17 protein-coding genes and 2 pseudogenes are annotated in these 20,608 nt (G+C 64.5%); 6 read left to right on the top strand and 13 right to left on the bottom strand.

What is annotated here, in order from left to right; translation table 11 throughout:
* Positions 1-42 precede the first annotated feature (42 nt).
* Positions 43-1,119, top strand: a pseudogene (locus B9A15_RS20415) (IS3 family transposase).
* Between the two features lie 35 nt (positions 1,120-1,154).
* Positions 1,155-1,394, top strand: a pseudogene (locus B9A15_RS20420) (ABC transporter ATP-binding protein); the annotation flags it as partial.
* Positions 1,395-1,614: 220 nt separating this feature from the next.
* Here B9A15_RS20420 and B9A15_RS20425 read toward each other — a convergent pair.
* Positions 1,615-3,051: a DUF1254 domain-containing protein gene (locus B9A15_RS20425; RefSeq protein ID WP_084412506.1), complete on the bottom strand. Its 1,437-nt coding sequence runs from the start codon at positions 3,049-3,051 to the stop codon at positions 1,615-1,617.
* A gap of 83 nt (positions 3,052-3,134) precedes the next feature.
* On the opposite strand from B9A15_RS20425, the gene B9A15_RS20430 reads away from it, so the two are divergent.
* On the top strand, positions 3,135-3,800 hold the full coding sequence (locus B9A15_RS20430; RefSeq protein WP_084412553.1) for a TetR/AcrR family transcriptional regulator: 666 nt from the start codon (positions 3,135-3,137) through the stop codon (positions 3,798-3,800).
* 157 nt (positions 3,801-3,957) lie between these two features.
* Here the strand turns inward: B9A15_RS20430 and B9A15_RS20435 are convergent, their stop codons facing one another.
* From B9A15_RS20435 to B9A15_RS23075, 6 genes are read right to left on the bottom strand one after another with little or no spacing between them, the layout of a single operon-like run.
* Positions 3,958-4,719, bottom strand: a complete 762-nt coding sequence (locus B9A15_RS20435; protein WP_084412555.1) for an HpcH/HpaI aldolase family protein — start codon at positions 4,717-4,719, stop codon at positions 3,958-3,960.
* A 40-nt stretch (positions 4,720-4,759) separates the two neighbouring features.
* The gene (locus tag B9A15_RS20440) at positions 4,760-5,542 is read right to left on the bottom strand and encodes a fumarylacetoacetate hydrolase family protein (RefSeq protein WP_084412508.1); all 783 of its coding nucleotides are present in this window, start codon (positions 5,540-5,542) and stop codon (positions 4,760-4,762) included.
* A gap of 7 nt (positions 5,543-5,549) precedes the next feature.
* A complete protein-coding gene (locus tag B9A15_RS20445; protein ID WP_084412510.1) occupies positions 5,550-6,443 on the bottom strand; it encodes a dioxygenase family protein in 894 nt (297 codons plus the stop codon).
* Complete coding sequence (gene aroQ, locus B9A15_RS20450) at positions 6,440-6,904, bottom strand: type II 3-dehydroquinate dehydratase (protein WP_084412512.1); 465 nt, start codon at positions 6,902-6,904, stop codon at positions 6,440-6,442. Before aroQ ends, B9A15_RS20445 begins: the two co-directional genes overlap by 4 nt.
* Positions 6,901-7,698, bottom strand: coding sequence for a sugar phosphate isomerase/epimerase family protein (locus B9A15_RS20455; protein WP_084412514.1), 798 nt, complete (start codon positions 7,696-7,698; stop codon positions 6,901-6,903). The genes aroQ and B9A15_RS20455 overlap by 4 nt, the downstream gene beginning before the upstream one ends.
* Positions 7,695-8,399 (bottom strand): GntR family transcriptional regulator, encoded by a 705-nt coding sequence (locus tag B9A15_RS23075; RefSeq protein ID WP_170923385.1) that lies wholly within the window; start codon positions 8,397-8,399, stop codon positions 7,695-7,697. Before B9A15_RS23075 ends, B9A15_RS20455 begins: the two co-directional genes overlap by 4 nt.
* A 442-nt stretch (positions 8,400-8,841) precedes the next feature.
* On the opposite strand from B9A15_RS23075, the gene B9A15_RS20465 reads away from it, so the two are divergent.
* Positions 8,842-9,675 (top strand): shikimate dehydrogenase family protein, encoded by an 834-nt coding sequence (locus B9A15_RS20465; RefSeq protein ID WP_084412518.1) that lies wholly within the window; start codon positions 8,842-8,844, stop codon positions 9,673-9,675.
* Between the two features lie 286 nt (positions 9,676-9,961).
* Here B9A15_RS20465 and B9A15_RS20470 read toward each other — a convergent pair whose 3' ends face one another.
* The 5 genes from B9A15_RS20470 to hglS all read right to left on the bottom strand — a co-directional run bounded on the left by B9A15_RS20470 (position 9,962) and on the right by hglS (position 17,426).
* Positions 9,962-11,563, bottom strand: a complete 1,602-nt coding sequence (locus B9A15_RS20470; RefSeq protein ID WP_139798517.1) for a bifunctional metallophosphatase/5'-nucleotidase — start codon at positions 11,561-11,563, stop codon at positions 9,962-9,964.
* A 312-nt stretch (positions 11,564-11,875) separates the two neighbouring features.
* On the bottom strand, positions 11,876-13,159 hold the full coding sequence (locus B9A15_RS20475) for an NAD(P)/FAD-dependent oxidoreductase (protein WP_084412520.1): 1,284 nt from the start codon (positions 13,157-13,159) through the stop codon (positions 11,876-11,878).
* Positions 13,156-14,376, bottom strand: a complete 1,221-nt coding sequence (locus B9A15_RS20480; protein WP_084412522.1) for a pyridoxal phosphate-dependent aminotransferase — start codon at positions 14,374-14,376, stop codon at positions 13,156-13,158. The genes B9A15_RS20475 and B9A15_RS20480 overlap by 4 nt, the downstream gene beginning before the upstream one ends.
* A gap of 123 nt (positions 14,377-14,499) precedes the next feature.
* Complete coding sequence (gene amaB / locus B9A15_RS20485) at positions 14,500-15,981, bottom strand: L-piperidine-6-carboxylate dehydrogenase (RefSeq protein ID WP_244557055.1); 1,482 nt, start codon at positions 15,979-15,981, stop codon at positions 14,500-14,502.
* A gap of 65 nt (positions 15,982-16,046) precedes the next feature.
* Positions 16,047-17,426 (bottom strand): 2-oxoadipate dioxygenase/decarboxylase HglS, encoded by a 1,380-nt coding sequence (gene hglS / locus B9A15_RS20490; RefSeq protein ID WP_084412526.1) that lies wholly within the window; start codon positions 17,424-17,426, stop codon positions 16,047-16,049.
* 172 nt (positions 17,427-17,598) lie between these two features.
* On the opposite strand from hglS, the gene B9A15_RS20495 reads away from it, so the two are divergent.
* On the top strand, positions 17,599-18,498 hold the full coding sequence (locus tag B9A15_RS20495) for a LysR family transcriptional regulator (RefSeq protein WP_084412527.1): 900 nt from the start codon (positions 17,599-17,601) through the stop codon (positions 18,496-18,498).
* Positions 18,499-18,795: 297 nt separating this feature from the next.
* On the opposite strand, the gene B9A15_RS20500 is transcribed toward B9A15_RS20495, so the two are convergent.
* Entirely contained in the window at positions 18,796-19,899 is a 1,104-nt protein-coding gene (locus B9A15_RS20500; protein WP_084412529.1) for a saccharopine dehydrogenase family protein, read from the bottom strand.
* A 132-nt stretch (positions 19,900-20,031) separates the two neighbouring features.
* Here B9A15_RS20500 and B9A15_RS20505 point away from each other — a divergent pair, with 132 nt between their 5' ends.
* Positions 20,032-20,463 carry an Lrp/AsnC family transcriptional regulator gene (locus B9A15_RS20505; protein WP_084412531.1) on the top strand — a complete coding sequence of 144 codons (432 nt, stop codon included), beginning with the start codon at positions 20,032-20,034 and terminating at the stop codon, positions 20,461-20,463.
* Positions 20,464-20,608: the final 145 nt, after the last annotated feature.

Consider the following 20,608-nt stretch of genomic DNA (forward strand, 5'->3'; position numbering starts at 1 on the left):
CCTCCATGAAGTATGGTTTTGAGACCATCGGAGGACGAGAGCATGCCGAACAAGAAGCACAAACCTGAAGAGATCGTCGCGAAGCTACGCCAGGTCGATGTCCTGGTTTCGCAGGGCCGAAGCGTGGCGGAGGCGGTCCGCGCGATCGGCGTCACCCAGTTCACCTATTATCGCTGGCGCAAGGAGTACGGCGGTCTGAAGGGCAGTCAGGTGAAACGCCTGAAGGATCTGGAGAAGGAGAACGAGCGGCTGCTCAAAGCGGTTTCCGATCTCACACTCGAGAAGCTGATCCTCAGCGAGGCTGCGTCAGGAAACTTCTGAGCCCTTCCCGGCGCCGGCAGTGCGTCGACCATGTCGTCTCGAAGTTCGGCGTGTCGGAACGCATGGCGTGCCGGGTTCTCGGCCAGCATTGATCGACGCAGCGCAAGAAGTCGAGCGGGCGAGCCGACGAAGAGGCGTTGACTGCGGACATCATCCGGCTTGCCAACGAGTACGGCCGGTACGGCTACCGCCGGATCGCGGCCTTGCTGAAGAGCGAAGGCTGGACGGTGAATGTCAAACGCGTCGAGCGGATCTGGCGTCGGGAAGGGCTTAAGGTTCAGCAGAAGCAGCCGAAGAAAGGTCGGCTCTGGCTGAACGACGGATCGTGCGTCCGCCTGCGGCCAGAGTATACTGATCATGTCTGGTCCTACGACTTCGTCGAGAGCCGGACCCACGACGGAAGGAAGTTCCGCATGCTAAATGTCATCGACGAGTTCACCCGGGCATGTACGATCGAAAAATGGTCCTGAGTTCATCGCGAAAGCAGTCAGGGAATGGATCGTGGCCGTCGGTGCAAGGACAGCGTTCATCGAGCCTGGATGTCCATGGGAGAACGGCTATTGCGAGAGCTTCAATTCCAAGCTCCGTGACGAGCTTCTGAACGGTGAGATCTTCTACTCGCTCGCAGAAGCCAAGGTCGTGATCGAGAAGTGGCGACGCCACGACAACACGGCGCGTCCGCACTCATCGCTCGGCTACCGGCCACCCGCACCCCAGGCCGTGCAATGGCCAGCGCTGCTCAACGGACCGGCGTCGCCGGCTACGCCAACTGTGGCGCCGAGGCCAACCCTGCACTAAGACTTACCTCGGGCCACCCGGTCGGGGCAGGCCAGGACATCATGCTGCTCGACGAGCCGACCAACCATCTCGACATCGCCACCAAGCAGATGCTGGTCGAGGCCTTGTCGCGCTTCGAAGGTGCCATGCTCTTCGTCGGCCACGACCGCCATTTCCTGTCGGCCCTATCCAACCGCGTCCTGGAGCTGACCCCGGAGGGACCCCATCTCTATGGCGGCGGCTATCGCGAATATGTCGATCACACCGGCCAGGAGGCGCCCGGCCTGCGGAGCTGAAGCCTGTCTGCCGTTTGCTCCGGCTCACGAAGCCTATTTTCACCCGTGTTTGAGCCGCATTGCGCGATGGTGAGAGATCATGACCCATGGGGTCGAGGGGCGGGCGGATCGTCAGATCGCCGCCGAGCGCGGCGGCAGACATGATGCCGACAGGTTGCATGACTTTTCGGACAACATCGTGCCGCCAAACAAAGACGTATAGCGAAATCGCGAGTCCGATCTATTGCATTTCACCCTCGACGACCTGCCGCAATGGCGGAACCGTCCAACGGTCGTCGATGACGGGCTCCCGCGGTTCATAGGTTCTAAAGATCGCTTCGAATTTGCCTTCCGGCGTCGGCACCCAAACCACATCCGATCGGCTCGGGCGGGTTCGCGACAGTTGAAGGACGATCGAACCGTCAGAGCGGCGGCGCAGATCGGACGATCCGGAATTGATGGAGTGCCGATCGATCGGCACCTTGAAGAAGAAAAGGCGACCATCGGCGTCGGGTTCGTAGACGCTGAGCGACCAGAAGGCGTCCACTGGCACGCCTTCGGGGGGGATCACCATCCGATAGGTTGCCGAGCCGGTCAGCGCCTTTCCCGAGGCGTCGGTTTCGGTGCGGAAATAGCGGGCATCCCGTGTCCGCAGGGCGCCAAACCCGATCAGGGCGATCGCCGCGCGGACCAGGTCGTTCTCGCCGTAATCGCCCAAGATTTTCGGCGGGGCATTCCATCCGGGCTTGTCCTGCGTTTTTGACAAGCCCTTGCGCAACACCGGCAAGGCGCGGGGCAACCAGGCGCGCCATGCGGCGCGAGCGCGGATGGACAAGCTGCTCCAGGCTTCGAGGCGTCCCGGCACGATCCCCTTATCGGTAAATTCGCGCGAACGCGCCACCTGAGGATGGCGGGGCGAACGTCCCAAGACCTCGTTGGTGAGCGCCAGGAAGCTGCGCGGATCCATCTCCGGCGGCGCCAGCGTCGTGAAAAGGCGCGGTTCCACATCACCATCGACGGGTTCGACCGAAATGCCGGTCTGCACCTTGCGCGCTGCAGTCAGATCGTCGGCCCCGGCGACGAAGACGCGCGCCAGGAGCCAGGCATCGTTGGAGGGCATGCGAATAATCGATGGTCCGTCCCGCACAGGGCTGTCCGGCCCAACGATCAGATAGGTGCCGCCGTTCTCCGCATGCGCGATCATGCGCTGATCGGTGAACATGTCCATCAATGCGACGGACAGATATCGCCCGCCGCTATCCGGTAGCCTCACACGGACGGGTGTTCGCGACAATTCAAGCACAGCGGAGGTGTACAGAGTATCATTGTTGGGGGCGGTGACGGACCGGATACGCTCGTCGGCAAGATCTCGGACATGGATATGGCGGTTGATCAGCACCTTCGCGCCGCCCGCCCGCCGTGCCGCATCGGCCAGCGCGCTTTTTGAAACGAGCGTATCGCCAACACTGATCTGGCCTGACAGCGCCTGCATCGAGCGGGCAAATTCATAGGGGCCGAAAGCATATAAAAAGGCGTCCGCGACCGTTTCGTCGAGCACTCCAGTCAGCTGCTCGTCGGTCGAATTCGGGTCGATCCGGTTGCCGCATGCGCCGAGCGTTACGATGGTGAGGACAGACAGCTTGTGGAGAGCGGCACGGCGGGTGATAAAGGCGCGCATTGTCTTGGTCCCTTCAATCAGATCGCTGATGGCCGAAATGCCATAAAATATGTTCGATCGTACATATCCGCTTGGAGGTCAAGATGAGTCAAGATGGCGATCCCTCTCGGCGAGGGCGTCGCGCGGCCGATGCTCAAGGGGGGCGCGACGCGCTGATCCTTGCGGCAACGCGCTCTTTCGCGCACCATGGGTATGAAGCGGCGGGTCTTCGCGCGATCGCCGCGGCAGCGAAGGTCGCGCCCAATCTGGTTGCCGTGCATTTCGGCAATAAGGAGGGGTTGTGGCACGCCTGCGTCGAAGCTTTCGCGCAGATGCTGGAGCCGAAAATAGCTGCGCTCGCCGCCTTATCGGAATATGAGGAGATGCGCCTGCGAGGCCGGCTGGAACTCGCAATCGGCATGACCGCGGCGCATTACGATCAGAACCCCGATCTGCGAGGCTTCATCGCCCGCGGCAGCCTAGAGCCGCCACCCCGGGGCGACATCATAGCCGAACGCCTGCTGCGGCCGCTGTTCGAGGCGGCACGACCGCTGATCCAGCAAGGGATCGACGCGAAACTCATCGCGATTACCGACCCGGCAGTGGTCTTCGTCATTTTGAACTCGGCCTTGAGTCAGCCGGATCGCATGGCTTCCGCGCTGGCAAGGTTGTCGCCGGATCAGCCGACCGAGACCGTTTCGGCAAGAATCGGCGAAGCTCTGACGCAACTCCTTTTGCGGCCACGCGATGCGGGTGAAAGGGAGCCGTAGCCCCGCCGAGTTGGCGAAAAAACGGGATACCGGCTTTTCGACAACCCGGCGCGTCAGACGACATCCGTTCGATCGTTCTGCATTACGGATTTTTAAAGCTGCTCAAGCGCCGCGCGGGCTTTGATAGCGGGCCCGACTGAATCCGTCGGGCAGCGTTTCACATCCATTCGGCCCTGCGCGCCATGGCCGAGCGGCGCAGGAGGCTGCTGTCCAGGTCGACGGCGATGAAGGTGGCGCCGGCCTCTCGGGCGTCTCTGAGGAAGTCCTGGTCGAGCGACAGGATGCCGGCGGGAACGGAGCGCTTCTTCAGCGTTCGGATACCGTCGAGGATCGCGGCCTTGACCTGTGGATGGGAGGGTTGGCCGGGATAGCCGAAGCTCGCGGCAAGGTCTGCCGGCCCAAAGAAGACGCCGTCGACGCCCTCGACGCTTGCGATGTCCTCAAGATGGTCCAGCGCCTCGCGCGTTTCGACCTGGAGGAGAAGACAGATCTCTTCATTGGCGCGCTTGGCATAGTCGGCGACGGCGCCATAGCGGGTGGCACGGGTGCTGCCGGAGACGCCGCGAATGCCCTTGGGCGGATAGGTGACAGCCGAGACGGCCGCGCGCGCTTCGTCCGCGTTCTGGATATAGGGGATCAGCAGCGTCTGCGCCCCGGCATCTAGAAGCTTCTTGATCTCGACCGGATTGTTCCAGCCGGGACGCACCACCGCCGTCACGGGATAGGGCGCGACCGCGCGCAGGAGCGCGATGACTTCGGGGGGACCGGAAGGGGAGTGTTCGGTGTCGAACATGATCCAGTCATAGCCGCAGCCGGCTAGAAGTTCGGCGACGGACGCGTCCGCGAAGGTGCTCCAAAGCCCAATCTGGGCCCGTCCCTCCTTGAGCGCCGCCTTGAAGATGTTTGTCGGCAGGTCCATCAGCCTCGCTCCCATGGCTTTCGATCGATCATCCAGCGCCTCATTCGAACCCGACGCCAATCGAGCCGAGCGGCCCGAAATCGGCGAAGATGACGTCGCCCGAGGCGATATCGACCGGCCGCGTGAAGGAGCCGCCGAGCACGATGTCGCCCTTCTTCAGTCCGCCGCCCAAGGGCGCCAGCTTGTTCACCAGCCAGGCGAGGCCCGCCGCGGGATGGCCCATCACGGCGGCCGAGACGCCCGATTCCTCGATGACCCCGTTCTGGGAGAGCGTTGCGGCGACCCAGCGCAGATCCACGTCGAAGGGGCGAATGGTGCGCCCTCCGAGAATGATCGCGCCGAAGGCGGCATTGTCGGCGATGGTGTCGACGATCTGTCGCGGCGTCTCGGTGCGATAGTCGATGACCTCCAGCGCGGGCTGGACGAATTCGGTGGCGCGCAACACGTCGTGGACCTGACAGCCCGCGCCGGCGAGATCCTCGCCCATGACGAAGGCGAGCTCCACCTCGAGCCGGGGCTTGATGAAGGTGCCGGCCTTGATGCGGGCCCCGTCATAATACAGCGCGTCGTCCAGGATGACGCCGTAATCGGGCTCGGTCATCTTGGAGGCCTGCTGCATCGCGCGGCTGGTCAGGCCGATCTTACGGCCGACGATGGAAGCCCCTTGCGCGCTGCGCGCCTCGGCCCAGCGGCGCTGGACGTCATAGGCATCCTCGAGCGTCATGGCCGGCCATGTCCGCGAAGGCTGGGGACACACTTTCCGCGTCCGCTCCGCTTCGAGGATCGCCTCGGCGGCGCTCTGTCGTTCGGTCTCGCTCAACATGGCGACCTCATTTGATCGGGGGGATCGGCAGGCGCGACGCGCCCGGCTCGAGCGTCAATCTGTGTTCGAGGCTGTACCACTCGCCGATATCGCCCGCCGCCGGGTGCGGCTCGCTATGCTTGTCCAATTTGCCGATGAGGGCGGCGGTCACGCCGAACTGGACGTCCGATGTCAGCGTCTCCGTCTCGTCCACATAGGTCTGGTTGATCAGCGTCTTGAACCCCGGCTTGTGGGCCAGGACATGGATATGGGCGGGGCGGTAGGGATGGCGGTTCTGCGCGTCGAGCAGCTTTCCGACGGTCGTATCGGTCGGGATCGGATAGCCGATGGGCTTGACAGAGGAAAAGCGCACGACGCCGTCCGGCCCGGTCAAAAACTTGCCGCGCAGATTGTATTCGGCCTGGCTCTCGTCCTGGTTCTCATAGAGCCCGACCGGGGAGGCGTGCCAGATGTCCACCTCCAGTCCCTCGATCGGCTGACCTTGCTGGTCGACAAAGGTGAAATGACCGTCCAGCCGAGGGCCCGGCGTCGGCGAGCGCAGGATCGAGCCGCCATTTTCGGTGAGCGGCTGGTTCATCCGCCAGAAGGGGCCGAGCAGGGATTGCGTCGTCTCGGTGGCGCCGTGATCGCCATTGTTCAACAGGCAAACCAGGGTGGAGACCCCGAGCGAACCCGCCATCAACACGAATTCGTTGTGCCGCTCATCGGTCTGCTGCCCCATCGTGTTGAGGATCTTCGTCGCCTGCTGAAACTCTTCTTCCGTCAGGCCGACCTCGCGGATGAAGCCGTGCAAATGGGTGACGAGGCTGATCATGATCTCGCGCAGGCGCGGATCGGTGGTCTCTTCCATCACCTTCAGGACCGCCGGGGTCACCGCGGCCTCGTTCGCGATGATCGTCATGCGGGGGCTCCCTCGATCGGGGCGGGCCGGGTCCATCCGAGCTGGCAGATGCGGCGCACGGCGGCGGCATAGCCCTCGGTCCCGAGCCCCGCGATCACGCCATCCGCCCGGTGCGAGACATAGGAATGATGGCGGAAGGCCTCGCGCTTATGGACCTGGCTGATATGGACCTCGATCACGGGCGGATCATAGGTGTTCAAGGCGTCGAGGATGGCAACGGAGGTGTGAGTGAACGCGGCTGGATTGATGACGATGCCGCAAGTGGTTTCCCGCGCCGCGTGGATCCAGTCGATGATCTGACCCTCGTGGTTCGATTGCTGCAACTCTATTGCGTAGCCCTCGGCGCAGGCGGCCCGGCAGATGCGCTCGACATCCGCCAGCGTCTCGCGGCCATAGGTCTCGGGCTGACGCTGGCCGAGAAGATTGAGGTTCGGCCCGTTCAGAACGAGGATCGTCTTCATTCCTGCACCTTTTTCAGTAGCGCCATGGTCGCCTGGTGGATCGCCCGTGCCCGCTCCAGCGGCGGCCGCGCGTCCAAGGTCGATGGCAGTTCGATCGAGAGGACCGTGTGAGCCGGCAAGGCGCCGAGAAGATCGGCCAGCGGCAGGGCGCCCTCGCCTGGGATCAGCCGCTCGCCCCGCGCCTCGGTGATGAGGGCCTCGGTGCCGGTCGGGGCCCGATCCGGCGCGTCGCAGAGCTGCGCGGAGACGATGCGCTCCGGCGCCATGGCGGCGATCTCGGCGGGCGTTCCGCCGCAGCGACTATGATGCAGCGCGTCGACCAGATAGCCGGCATTGGCCGCGCCGCTCTCTTCGATCAGGTCGAGGCAGGCCTTGGGGCTGTCGATCCCGCGCCAGGCCATGCATTCGATGTCGACGCCAAGGCCGCGCTGGGCCGCGAGGTCGCAGAGTTGCGCGAAGCGTTCGGGCAGGCGCTCGAAGCGATCGGCGCAGGTGTTGATGCGCTCACCGCCCAAGGCCGCCGCCGCGTCCATCGCCGGGATCAGGGTCTCGGGTCGAAGATCTTCGTCGATCACCACGGTCTCGATATCGTAAAGGCCGATATCCTCGCCCGCCATGACGCGCTGAAGCTCTCTTTGCCCGGCCGCGTCCGGCAGCCAGTGAAGCGCGCCCGGCGCGACGGGATGAAAGCGAAGCCCGACGAAATTGAAACCGGCGGCGCGGGCAAGCCGCACCAGATCCGCCGGGGGCAGGGACAGAAAGGTGAAATGGCCGAGGCCGAGAGGACGGTTCATGACGCGTCCTTCGGCAGGGCGGCGGCGATGAGGTGCCGCAGATTGTTCGTCGAGCGCTCGATATGGCCCGTCAACAGGCTGGCCGCCCGATCCGCCTGGCGCGCCACGGCGGCCTCGGCGATGGCGGTGTGCTCCTCGATCACTTCGCGCTGAATCCGCACCGCCTTGAGATAGATATGGCGATATCGGTCGTTCATGCTGACGAGCGAATGGTGGATTTTGAGAAGCAGCGGCATGTCGCAGCGCTTGATCAGGGTCAGGTGGAAGGCGTTGTTCGCGCTTTCCCACTCCGAAAGACTGCCGGGATCGCCCGGAATGCGGTCGGTCTTGTTCAGGCGATGCAGGGCGCCCATGACGTCCGCCTCCCAATCCAGCCCGCCATTCTCGATCGATTTGCGCAGAGCATAGGGTTCGAGCTCCACACGCAGCGCCGAGACCTCGTTGAGATTGGCGAGCGAGATCGGGGCGACCGTGTAGCCCTTCTGTGCCGCGACCTCGATCAAGCCTTCGGCGACGAGCCGGGTCACCGCCTCGCGCAAAGGCGACAGGCCCACATCCATCTGGGTGCGCAGGCTGTCGAGGTTCAGGCGCGAACCCGGCGCGAGCGTTCCATGCAGAATATCCTCACGCAGGACCGCCTCGATCCGATGGGCGATCGTCGCCTTGCCGGCAGGCCTTTGCAGCAGATCGAACACGCTCATGAGCTTCTCCCGTGGAAGGAGGGATAGCGCCGGTGATGGATCGATGTAAAGCAGGCAAACAGATTTCTTACGCAAAAATCGATTTCTCTCGACGCATCGGCCGATCCGTCCTAACAGGGGCAAAGAGGGATCGGCCGCGCCATGGGAAGCGAGGACGGGCGAACCCCATCGGGAGGACGAAGAATGCGTTGTCAGATCACCCGCCGCGCCAGGCCGGCAGCGCAAGCGGACCCGGACACCCCGGCGAGGGCCCTTCGCATGAGCGCTGCCGACAAGGGCGCGATCGCCCAACGCCGGACAGCGCTTTGCCGGCTGGCCGGGGCACTTGAAGCTGCCTGAAGCCGCCACGCGACACCCCAGCCGTTCGAGCTTGCCTTCGCCGAATGCCGCGCCCTTCGCGGCTTTGGCCAGGGCGGCCAAGGAAAGAGAAGGACCACCTCTAGTGATCTCAGGCAAAACCCGCCTCATCGCCCATCTCGGCTATCCGACCGAGTCCTTTCGGGCCCCGATGATCTACAATCCCTATTTCGAGAAGCACGGCATCGATGCGGTCGTCGTGCCGATGGGCTGTAAGGCGGAGGACTATCCGGACTTCCTGCGACTGACCTTCCGCCTCTCCAATATCCATGGCGCGCTGGTGACGATGCCGCACAAGGTCACGACCATGGCGCTCTTGGACGAGGCCAGCACCACGGCGCGCGTCGCCGGCTCATGCAATGCCGTCCGTCTCGGCTCCGACGGGCAACTGGTCGGCGATCAGTTCGACGGCGAGGGCTTCGTGCGGGGCGCTCTGCGAAAGGGGGCGGTGCTGACGGGTGCCCGGGTTCTTGTGGTGGGGTCTGGCGGCGTCGGCTCGGCGATCGCCGCCTCGCTCGCCGCGGCCGGGGTGGGCGAGCTGGCCGTCTTCGACAACCACCAATCCACGATGGACGCCTTCGCGGACCGGCTCAGCCAGCACTATCCCGCATTGACCGTATCCGCCGGCTCGAAGGACCCGGACGGTTTCGACGTGGTGGTGAATGCGACGCCGCTCGGCATGGCCGAGGGCGATCCCTTGCCGATGGACGTCACCCGCATCGCGCCTTCGACCTTTGTCGGCGAGGTGGTGATGAAGCAGGAGATCACACCGTTCCTGGCCGCCGTCCGTGAACGCGGATGCGCCTTCCAGGTCGGCACGGACATGCTCTTCGAGCAGATCCCGGCCTATCTCGAATTCTTCGGCTTTCGCACGACAACCGCCGAGGAACTGCGGGCGGTGGCCCGGATCGCCTATTAGATTTCACGCGTCATTCCACCGATGATCGCTGTGTCTGCGGGGCTTCAAGGTCAAAAGCGAACCCTCGGCAGTTCGTGATCCTTTCGCTCGAAGGAGGATCAAGAGCCGGAGATGGACGCTTGGGCTTCTTCACCGCGAGCAGAAGTGCCGCCTTCGATACGCTCAAGAGGACGCCTCGAGGCGCCCCCGCGATGTGTGAATTGGGTGGCGCCTAAAAGGGGCGCCGACGGGGGCGAGCGGCCAACGGCCGTGACACGTCCGCCCCACGCCAATCCTTGGTCGGACCTCAGTTCGCCTCGGTGATGCGCCCGTCCGTATAGGGCTGATAGGGCGCGCTGTCCTTGGCGAGATAGTCGGCGACGACATCTTCGAGCGCCGGGCCGTAATCATAGGCGTCCGTGCCGTTTTCGGCAAAAACGGAATAGCCGTCGCCGCCCGAGCGCATGTAGTTGTTGGAGACGACGAGATAGGTCTTGTCCGGGTCGAGTGGCACGAATTCGCCCTTCTCGTCGACCATCACGTCACCGATCCGGCTGCCCGGCTCGGCCGTTTTCGACCAAGTGTATTTCAGCCCTGCCACCTGCGGAAAGCGCCCAGCGCCCTCCTCGACCTGGCTGACACCGTTTTCCAGCGCCGCCTTCACGTCGGAGCCCTTCAGCTTGAAGGTCGAAAGCGTATTCTGGAAGGGCAGGACCGTCAGCACTTCGCCCATGGTGACATCGCCCTGATCGATCGAGGCGCGCAGGCCGCCGCCATTGACGATGGCGATTTCGGTGCCTTGATCCTTGACCCGGTCGAGCATGGCGTCGGCGACGAGATTGCCCATCTCGCATTCGCCGGCCCGGCAGGTCTCGCGCGATCCGTCGATCGGCGCGGCGCTGGCGGCGACGACCTTCCTGCGGATCTCCTCGAGCGGCTTGCCAAGCTCGGCCACCCGCGACTTCAGCGTCGGGTCCTCGGCGATCGAGCCGTCCAGCAGGATCGGCTCGCCGCTGGCGGCGGTGACATTGCCGTCGTCGTCGAAGGTGACGTCCAGTTTGCCGAGATATTTGCCATAGGCATAGACCTGAACGATCGGCACCTCATGGCCGTCGGGGCCCTTCACCAAGGTCGGGTATGGGCCTTCGGCCTTATCGTCGGTGTTCGACAAAAGCGTGTGCGAGTGCCCGCCGACGATCACGTCGATGCCGGCGACTTCCCTGGCGATGCGCTGATCCACCGTGTAGCCGGAATGGCTGAGGACGATGATCTTGTCGACGCCCTGATCTTCAAGCGCCTTCACCTCGCGGCGGGTCGCCTCGACCGGGTCGGTGAATGTGATGGCCTTGCCGGGGCTGGAGAGTTCGGCATTGTCCTCGGGCGTCAGGCCGATAATGCCGATCTTCTCGCCCTTCTTTTCGATGATTGTGGTGGCTTCGACACCATCGGCCAGCTGGGCCTCGCCGGACAGATCGGCATTGGCGAGGAGCAGGGGAACGTCCACCGCCTTGGCGAAGTTCGCCAGCACCTCCGGGCCATCGTCGAATTCGTGATTGCCGACCGCCATGGCCTCATAGCCCATGGTGTTCATCATCTCGGCCGCCGCCTTGCCCTTGTAATAGCTGTAGAACAGCGAGCCCTGGAACTGATCGCCGCCATCGAGAAGGATCGGGTTCTCGGCCGCTTCGCGCGCGGTTTCGATGGCGGTCAGAAGCCGGGCCGATCCGCCGAAACAGGCGTTCTCCGCTAGATCCTCTTCCCCGCAGGTCGAATCATATTTGTTGATCGGTTCGATGCGGGAGTGGATGTCGTTGGTGTGGAGGATGGTCAGCTTATATTCGGCCGCTGCGGGGAGCGTCGTCAGCGCTGTCAAGGCGAGCGCAGCGGCTGTCAAACGGGCATAGATCATCACATATCCCTCGTCGATCGGCGGGGTAGAGGTCCCGGCATCCTGGCTCTTTGTAGCCTCCGCCCGAAGCAAACGGAATAGCGCTTGGCGCGCCGAGAGCGCCGGGGCGAAAAAGTGGGTACCGGTTTTTCGATCAACCCGGCGCGTTATCGAGGAATTAAAAAGCGCCGAGCGATCCTGATCTATCGCCCGGCGCTCTCGGCGCTCCAACTGGCTCCTCCGGTATGATCCGTCGGCGAGACGATGTGTGAAGGGCGCAGAATCCCCAGGTGAGCCTTCCGCAGACGCGAAGTTGGCAGCGAGCCCGAAAGGTCAGCGCCCGCTGAAAAGCCGCGTCGGAAGACCGTGGTTCACGGTCGCTCCGAGTTCGTACCAGGCGCCGCGAAGGCTGCGGAAGCGCTCTGAATGACGGGTCTGGACGGGGAGCGGGATGGCCTCGGGCCGGTTCTCAAGCAACGCCTCCGCGGCGGTGGTGCCGATGACGGTTCCCGGCGCGATGCCGCGCCCGGAATAGCCGAAGGCGGCATAGGCCGAGGGGCCGAATTCGATGAGTTTGGGAATGTGGTCGCTGGTCATGGCAATGAAGCCCTGCCACGCAAAGTCGAAGCTGAGGTCGCCGAACTCTGGAAAGATGCTCCGCAGTTTGCGGCGCGCCCAGTTTGCGTGGATCGGGGCGCCAAGCCCCGCCGCATTGCCGACCCCGCCGATGATCATCCGGCCTGCCTTGTCGAGCCGGAAGGAGGACATGACCAGCGCCGTGTCCCAGCATCCCTCGCCGCCGGCAAGAACGCGTTCACGCATCGCGGGACTGAGCGGTTCTGTGGCGAACTGGCTGTAGCCGACCTTCACATAGTGCGGGGTCTCGATCCCCATGAGCTCGCGATGATAGGCATTGGTTGCCAGAAGCAGCGCCTTCGCCGTCACCCTGTGGCCGTTGGCATGGACGATCCAGACGCCATCGCCGCGCTCGATGCGGGTCACCGGCGAGGCGACATGGAGCCGCGTACCCGCCTCGACGGCCGCGCGGGCAAGCCCGGTGGCATAGGCGCGGGGCTGGATGGTCCCGGCGCGCGGATCGAGAAGCGCGCCGTGAAAGGCTTGGCTCCCCGTTCGCTTGGCGGTTTCGGCGGCATCGATGAGCCGAAGCGGCGCGCCGATCCGGTTGCCCTGCCGGCAGCGTTTTTCAAGTTCCGCAAAACCGGCGGGGGAATGGGCGAGATGAAGCGTGCCGCCCCGCGTCGCCTCGCAATCGATGCCGTAAGTCTCGATCCGCTCGAAGACGGTGCGCGGCCCTTCGCCGAGCGCCGACAGAAGGCGGCTCCCCGCCGCCTCGCCCATGGCCGAGATGACATCCTCCGGCGGCAGCCAGAGGCCGGCATTGACGAGGCCGACATTGCGGCCCGACCCGCCATAGGAGACGGTTTCAGCCTCCAGGAGAACCACGGAGGCCCCGCGCCGCGAGGCTTCGAGCGAGGCGGAACTGCCCGTGAACCCGGCGCCGATCACAACGAGATCGGCTTGCGTATCGGCGGCGAGAGGCCGGCTCTCCACACGCTCGCGGCAGGAATCGGTCCAGAGGTTCTTCGTGGCGCTCATGAACAGGACTCCGCGACCGGGCTCTCCTCGCCTGCCGGCTCAGGCGGACGCGACAGGAACCGTTCCAGCCGATCAAGCCCCGCTTCGAGATTGGCCTGCGAATAGGCGAAGGACAGCCGCAAATGGCCGGGAAGCCCGAAGGCCCGGCCCGGCACCAGCGCGAGGCCTTGCGTCTCGAGCAGCGACGTACAGAATTCCGCGCAGGTCGCAAGGCCCTTGGCGGCCATCGCGCCGGTCACGTCGGGAAACACGTAGAAGGCGCCATCCGGCACCGGGCAGGTGATGCCCGGCATGGCGTTCAGCCGCGAGACGACGAGATCGCGGCGATCCCGCAGGATGGCGAGACGTTCGGCGAGAAGCTCCTGCGGACCCGAGAGCGCCGCGACGGCCGCCGCCTGGGAGATCGAGGAGGCGCCGGAGGTGATCTGACCCTGCACCGCACCGAGGGCGGCAATCATGTCGGTCGGGCCGATGCCCCAGCCGATGCGCCAGCCGGTCATCGCATAGGCTTTGGAGACGCCGTTGACGATCAGCATGCGATCGGACAGCTCGGGCACGACCTCGCGCATCGACGCGAAATCGGTGAAGCTCAAATGATCGTAGATCTCGTCGACCAGCACCATCACATGGGGATGGCGCTTAAGAACGCCCGCCAGCGCGCGCAGCTCGTCGCGCGAATAGATCGCCCCGGTGGGGTTGGAGGGCGAGTTGAGCATCACCCAGCGCGTGCGCGGGGTAATCGCGGCGTCCAGCCGTTCGGGCGTGATGCGAAAGCCCGCCTCCATGGTGCAGGGAACGACGACGGGATTACCGCCGGCCAGCGCCACGATGTCGGAATAGCTCGTCCAGTAGGGCGCCGGCATGACCACTTCGTCGCCGGGATCGAGGCTTGCGAGCATCGCATTGGCGAGCACCTGCTTGGCGCCGGTCGAGACGATGACATTCGCCCGGCCGACACCATTCTGGCTGGCGATGAGGTCGCGCAGTTCGGGCGTTCCGAGGGTCGCGGGATATTTCGTGCGGCCCGCGAGCGCCGCCTGATGGGCGGCTTCGACCACATGGGGCGGCGTCGGGAAATCGGGTTCGCCCGTCGACAGTGCGACGATGTCGGCGCCCTCCGCCCGGAGCGAAGCCGCCCGCTCGGTGATCTGGACGATCTCGGAAATCTCCAGGGAGGCGATGCGCGCTGATCGTCTGAACGCTTGCGATGCTGTCATGCCGTCCTCCCCTAGCGATAATCAATGCCATGTCTTGAGAGGATCGGGCGACCTGTCGGCCGCCCGATCACGATGAGCCTTGGTAAGGCGCCGGACGAAGCCCACGCCTCACCCCTTCTCGCTTCAGCCGATATCGAAGCTGACGCCCTGGGCAAGGGGCAGTTCGCGCGAATAGTTGATGGTGTTGGTCGCGCGGCGCATATAGGCGCGCCAGGCGTCCGATCCGCTCTCGCGGCCGCCGCCGGTCTCCTTCTCGCCGCCGAAAGCGCCGCCGATCTCGGCGCCGGACGTGCCGATATTCACATTGGCGATGCCGCAATCGGAGCCGCGCGCCGACAGGAAGGTCTCCATTTCGCGCAGATCGGTCGTGAAGATCGAGGAGGAGAGACCGCCGCCCACATCATTGTGCTGTTCGATCGCCTCGTCGAAGTCCGAATATTTCATCACATAGAGGATCGGCGCGAAGGTCTCGCGGGTCACCGGGCCGGTCTGGGACGGCATTTCGACGATGGCGGGCTTCACATAATAGGCCGTATCCGGCCCCACATCCTGCCGCTCGCCGCCATGAACCGTGCCGCCCGCTTCCTTCGCCTCGTTAAGCGCCTCGACCATGCCGTCAAAGGCGGCCTTGTCGATGAGTGGTCCGACCAGCGCGTTCGTTTCCAGCGGATTGCCGACGCTGACCGAGGCATAGGCCTTCTTCAAAGCGGGCACGATCTGGTCGTAGATGCTTTCATGGACGAAGAGGCGGCGCGTCGTGGTGCAGCGCTGGCCGGCGGTGCCCATGGCGCCGAAGGCGACGGCGCGCAGCGTCATGTCGAGATCGGCCGAGGGGCAGACGATGCCGGCATTGTTGCCGCCGAGTTCGAGGATCGAGCGGCCGAAACGTTCCGCGACCTTCGGCCCGACGATGCGGCCCATCCTTGTGGAGCCTGTGGCCGAGATCAGCGCGACCGCCTCGCTCGTCACCAGCGCTTCGCCGAGTTCCGGCCCGCCGACCAGCACTTGGCTGAGACCCTCGGGCGCATCCTCGCCGAAGCGGGCGAGGGCGCGCTCCAGCACGGCCTGACAGGCGAGGGCGGTGAGCGGGGTTTTCTCGGACGGCTTCCAGATCACCGGATCGCCGCAGACGAGCGCAAGGGCCGAGTTCCAGGCCCAGGGCGCGCAGGGGAAGTTGAAGGCGGTGATGATGCCGACGACACCCAGCGGATGCCAGGTTTCCATCATCCGGTGGCCCGGACGCTCGGTAGCGATGGTGAGGCCGTAGAGCTGGCGCGAGAGGCCGACCGCGAAATCGCAGATGTCGATCATCTCCTGCACTTCGCCGAGACCTTCCGAGGGCGACTTGCCGGCCTCGATCGAGACCATCCGGCCGAGGTCTTCCTTCGACTTGCGCAGCTCCTCGCCGAACAGGCGAACGAGCTCGCCCCGGCGCGGCGCGGGCACCAGACGCCATTGGCGGAAGGCTTGCTTTGCGGTGCGGATCATCGCCTTTGCGTCATCGGCCGAATGGGTGGCGAGGCTCGCCACCGCTTCGCCGGTGAGCGGAGAGACGACCGTCAGGCTTCCTGCGTCGAGGGACGCGGTGACGCCGCAGGCTTCCATGGTGGCGCGGGTCGTGCTCGCGAGAGAATTCGTCGACATGATCGGGTCCTTTTCGTGAATTTCGTTCAGGCCGCGCGGCGCGAGAGTTCGGCGCGTGCGCGGGCGAGCGAGGCGGCTTCGGCCTCGGCGTAAAGCTGGTGAAGATCGGTGACGGGCGCCCCGAGATCGGCCTCGAAGCGTTCGCGGTTCGGATTGGCCGAATAGGATTTCGCCGCGCCGTCGCCGAGATTGGACTGGAAGATCCCCGCCGCCGAGACGGGCAGGAAATCCTCATAGGTGATCGGATCGGCCCGCAGCACGCCCGCCGCGACGAGATCGGCGGCACTGCCGCCAAGGTCGATGTCGCCCGCCCGGCCCGTCGGGGCATAGCGGAAATAGCCGAGCCCCTCGGTCCTGAGCGTCTCGAGATCGTCGGGGAATTCGGCGAAGACTTGCGCAAGCGCAGCGTTGTATTCGCTTGCATTGGAGCCGTCGGCGGCGGGCGTCACGCGGGCGCGCGTCTCACTCAGAAGCCGGTCATAGAGCGCCTGGCCCTTTGGCGTCAGTGCGAGGCCCCGCTGTTCGATCTCGCCGAAGCGGGCAGTGTGGCGGCCTTGCGAGTCCCCGTCTTCCAGAAAAGCGACCGGCTCTTCCAGCGCCTTGAACGAGGTCTGGCGCAACAGGATCGGAACGCGCCGCGAGGGCGGCCCCTCGACCACGGCCTTGGGCGTGATCCCTTCTTCGGGCATCCGGTCCTGAACCGTATCGATATCGAGGGTGCGGGGCGTTAGATGGTTGATGTGCGGGCCCTTGAAGGCAACCACGTCGGCCACGAGCCGGTGCGCGTCGTGCAGGCGGCGATAGAGGGCGGCGGTGACATTGGCCTCTTCGTGCCAGCGGAAGGTTTCGAGCGCCTCGTTGACGAAGGCCTCTGCATCGGCCTCGTCGAGACCGCCGGCTTGCTCGGCCTTTTCGATGAGTGCGAGGCAGCCGGGCGTGAAGATCTGCCGGGCGTCCAGCACCTTGGTTGCCTCGGCGCGAAGCGCTTCATCCTCGATGAGGTCGAGCCTGAGAAGCGAGGTGAAGACCCGGAACGGATTGGCGGAAAGGGAGGCGGGATCGACCGGGCGGAAGGCGGTGGAATGGACCGGCACGCCGGCGACCGACAGATCGTAATAGCCGACCGGAACCATGCCCATCACGGCAAAGAGCCGGCGCATGGTGGCGAGCTCGGCCGCCGTGCCGAGCCGGATGGCGCCGTGGCGCTCCTCATTGATGCGATCGAGTTCGTCCGTCGCCGCCAGCCGCTCCTTCTTAGCCGGATCAGCGGCGAGCGTCTCCGCGTTCACCGCCTCGACGAGGTTTGTCAGCGTTCCATAGGCCGGAACCTCGGTGCGATACATCGTCGACATGGCGCGGGCGAAGCGGGCGCGGATGCTATCGGGCGAAAGCTGAGCATGGGTCATCGAAACGGGATCGCTGGCTGTTCAAGGTCGGGGCGAGCCTAACGACCATCCGCGCCTTCGAGCCAGCGACGGATCGGACTACCCCCATTCCCGGTGCGCATGGCAACCCGCCGCGACACGTCTTGACGATACTGCTAGAAGAGACTTTCCGACGGGGAGGACAGGAACCACCATGCTCGAACGCCGCAATCTGCCGGACATGCGGATGCTGCAAACCTTCGAGGCCGCGGCGCGCCACGGCAATTTCACCCGTGCCGCCGACGAGCTCGCCCTGACCCAGAGCGCGGTCAGCCGTCAGGTCCGCGAGCTCGAAGCGCAGATCGGCATCGAGCTTTTCGACCGTGTTCCGGGCAAGGTCGTCGTCACGCGGGAAGGCGAACGGTTCTTGAAGGAGATCGAGCGTCTCTTGAGCATGGCAGAGACGACGATGCGCCATGCGCGGGCGACGGCGCCCGGCACGCAACTCCTTGCCATCAACGCGCTTCCGACCTTCGCCGTCCGCTGGCTCCTGCCGCGTCTGCCGAAATATGTCTCGGACCATCCAGGAACGACCTTCGACCTGACCACGCGGCGGGACATCTTCGATTTTTCCAAAGTTCAATGCGATCTCGCCATCCATTACGGACAGCCCAACTGGCCGGGCGCGACCTGCACCTATCTATGCAGCGAGATCGTGCTTCCCGTCGCCGGCGGCGCCCTGTCGAAGGGGCGGCTCGACAAGCCGGAAGATCTTCAGGATGCGCCGAAAGTGCATGTGAGCGAGCGCCCGACCCTCTGGTCCGACTGGTTCACGGCCATGGGCCTGGACATTCCAAGTCCCCGAAACGGGCACTGGTTCGATCAGTTCTCCCTGACGATCGAGGCGGCCAAGGCCGGGCTCGGCTATGCCCTCCTGCCGCGCTATCTCATCGAAGCCGAATTGGCGTCCGGGGCGCTCAAGGTCGTGCTCGATTCCCCCCATTCGACCGAACAGGCCTATTACATCGTCACCCCCGAAGGACGCGGCGCCATCGCCGACGCCTTTCGCGCCTGGCTCCTCTCCCAAGTCAGCTTCAGGCCGCTTGCCTCGTAAATGCCCGAGCCGTGCGCTCGCGGCGGGCTGTTTTCTAGGGCTGGGCGGGCGGCATTCATCCACTTCCAGAGGAAGTCTAGTCGGTCCCCGCGATGGAGACGATGTGCCGCCATCCGACCCGATGGCAGCCAGCGATCTGTTTTTCCAGGCGGTGAGATCGCCTTCAGCGCGATCGTTTCCTGGCGCCGTCTCGAGACTCTTGCCGTGCTCAGGCGACCCGGACGTTCGCGAGAGCGAGGCGATCGAGTGCATTTCAGGGGCGTGACGGCAGGCGAATGGGCCGCCCCTTTAACTCTTTCAGCCTGTCAGACCAACTTGCGACGCGCTCGGATCATAGTATCGGCCGAAGCGATTGGCGAGAAAATCCGACAGGGCGATTTCTTCCTGCCGCACAAAGCCTCGCTGTGGAAGCCGCCCTTCGGCCAGAAGGTCGAGGACTCCGGTAACGCCCGCCGCGGTCGTGATCTGGATCGCGCTCATCAGCCGACCAGCAACGACCCCGGCATATATTTTATTGGCATATGTATCCTGCAGATAGCGTCCGTCTCGCCAGCCGCAAACGGTGACGAACACGACCACGACGTCCTGCATCGTCGTTGGCAGCGCATGCTCGAAGAGGTCCTTCAAGACGTCGCGCCGGTTCTTAAGGTTGAAGTCGTTCAGCAATGCCTTGATGATCGCCTGGTGACCTGGATAACGGATCGTGCGGTAGTTCATCGTCCGCACCCGGCCCTCCAGCGTCTTGGCGAAGGTTCCCAGGCCGCCGGATGTGTTGAACGCCTCATAAGTCACGCCGTCGAGCGAGAATTCTTCGCGCTCTTCCATCGCAGGCACCGTGATGAGGCGTCCTTCCACGATCGCCTCACAGGGCTCGATATATTCGTTGATGAGCCCGTCCGTGCTCCAGGTGAGATTGTAGTTGAGAGCGTTGGACGGATATTGCGGCAGCGCGCCGACACGCATGCGCACCGAATCGAGGGTGTCGAAGCGGGCCGCGAGATCATTAGCGACGATCGAAATGAAGCCGGGCGCAAGGCCGCATTGGGGAATGAAGGTGCTCTCGGCCCCTTCAGCCAAGGCCTCCACGATGCGCGTGGTCGCAACATCTTCGGTCAGGTCGAGATAGTGGACGCCGGCCAATCGCGCAGCCTCAGCTATCCGGCCCGTCAGATGGAAGGGAGCGGCCGAAAGCACCGCGAAGTGGCCACGCAAAGCCTCGACGACCGCGTCCTGATTGAGGATGTCGAGCGCCAGCGTGTCGATCGCCGGATGCTTGTCCAGTTTGGCGAGTTGCTCGGCGCTACGGTCCGCGACGCTTACGCGCCAGTCGCCCGTCGCCGCCAGCATCAGCGCGATCGCACCACCGATCTTACCGGCTCCAATCACCACGACGCTCTTCATGCCATTCTCCAGCTGTTTTGATCACATGAAGGCAGTATAAAGGCAGACTTTTCGGATCGTAGCGTCTTTTCGATCAGATCAGTGAGTTTGATTTAGCAAATCAACGAGGCAATTAGACAAAGTGACGGTTTTATGGAACTGACGGTCAAGGATCGGGAACTGCTTGCCGTGTTGAGCGAGGATGCGCGGCTCCCCGTCGCCGCTCTCGCCAAGCGCCTGGGCGTGTCGCGCAGCACCGCTCAGGCGCGGTTGGAACGGCTCGAGCGGATCGGGGTGATCGTCGGCTATGGCGTGCGCCTGTCCGACGCCTATGCATCCAGCCTCGTACGGGCGCAGATACTCATCACCCTCGCGCCCAAGGCGCTCGAGAAGGTGACCGAGGCGATCGGGCGGATCGAGGCGGTTACCGAATTGCACTCGATCAGCGGTGCCTTCGATCTCATCGCCATGGTCGCCTCGCCTTCGATCACCGAGCTCGACCGGCGAATCGACGAGATCGGTGCGATCGAGGGCGTCGAGCGCACCCTATCCTCCATCATACTGAGCACGCGGATCGCGCGATGACGAGGTGATGGAGAGAACGAGCATGCGCCACTCGGGCACGCTTCATCGGCTGACCGTGGGGAGGAGGATACTTTAAATCGGAATAGGCTGATGACGAAGCGTTGCTTCGGCCCATCCGCGGCTCTGGCTATGCTCGATGCGAGTT

It is taken from the genome of Fulvimarina manganoxydans (genome assembly GCF_900176465.1).
Taxonomy (GTDB): Bacteria; Pseudomonadota; Alphaproteobacteria; order Rhizobiales; family Rhizobiaceae; genus Fulvimarina; species Fulvimarina manganoxydans.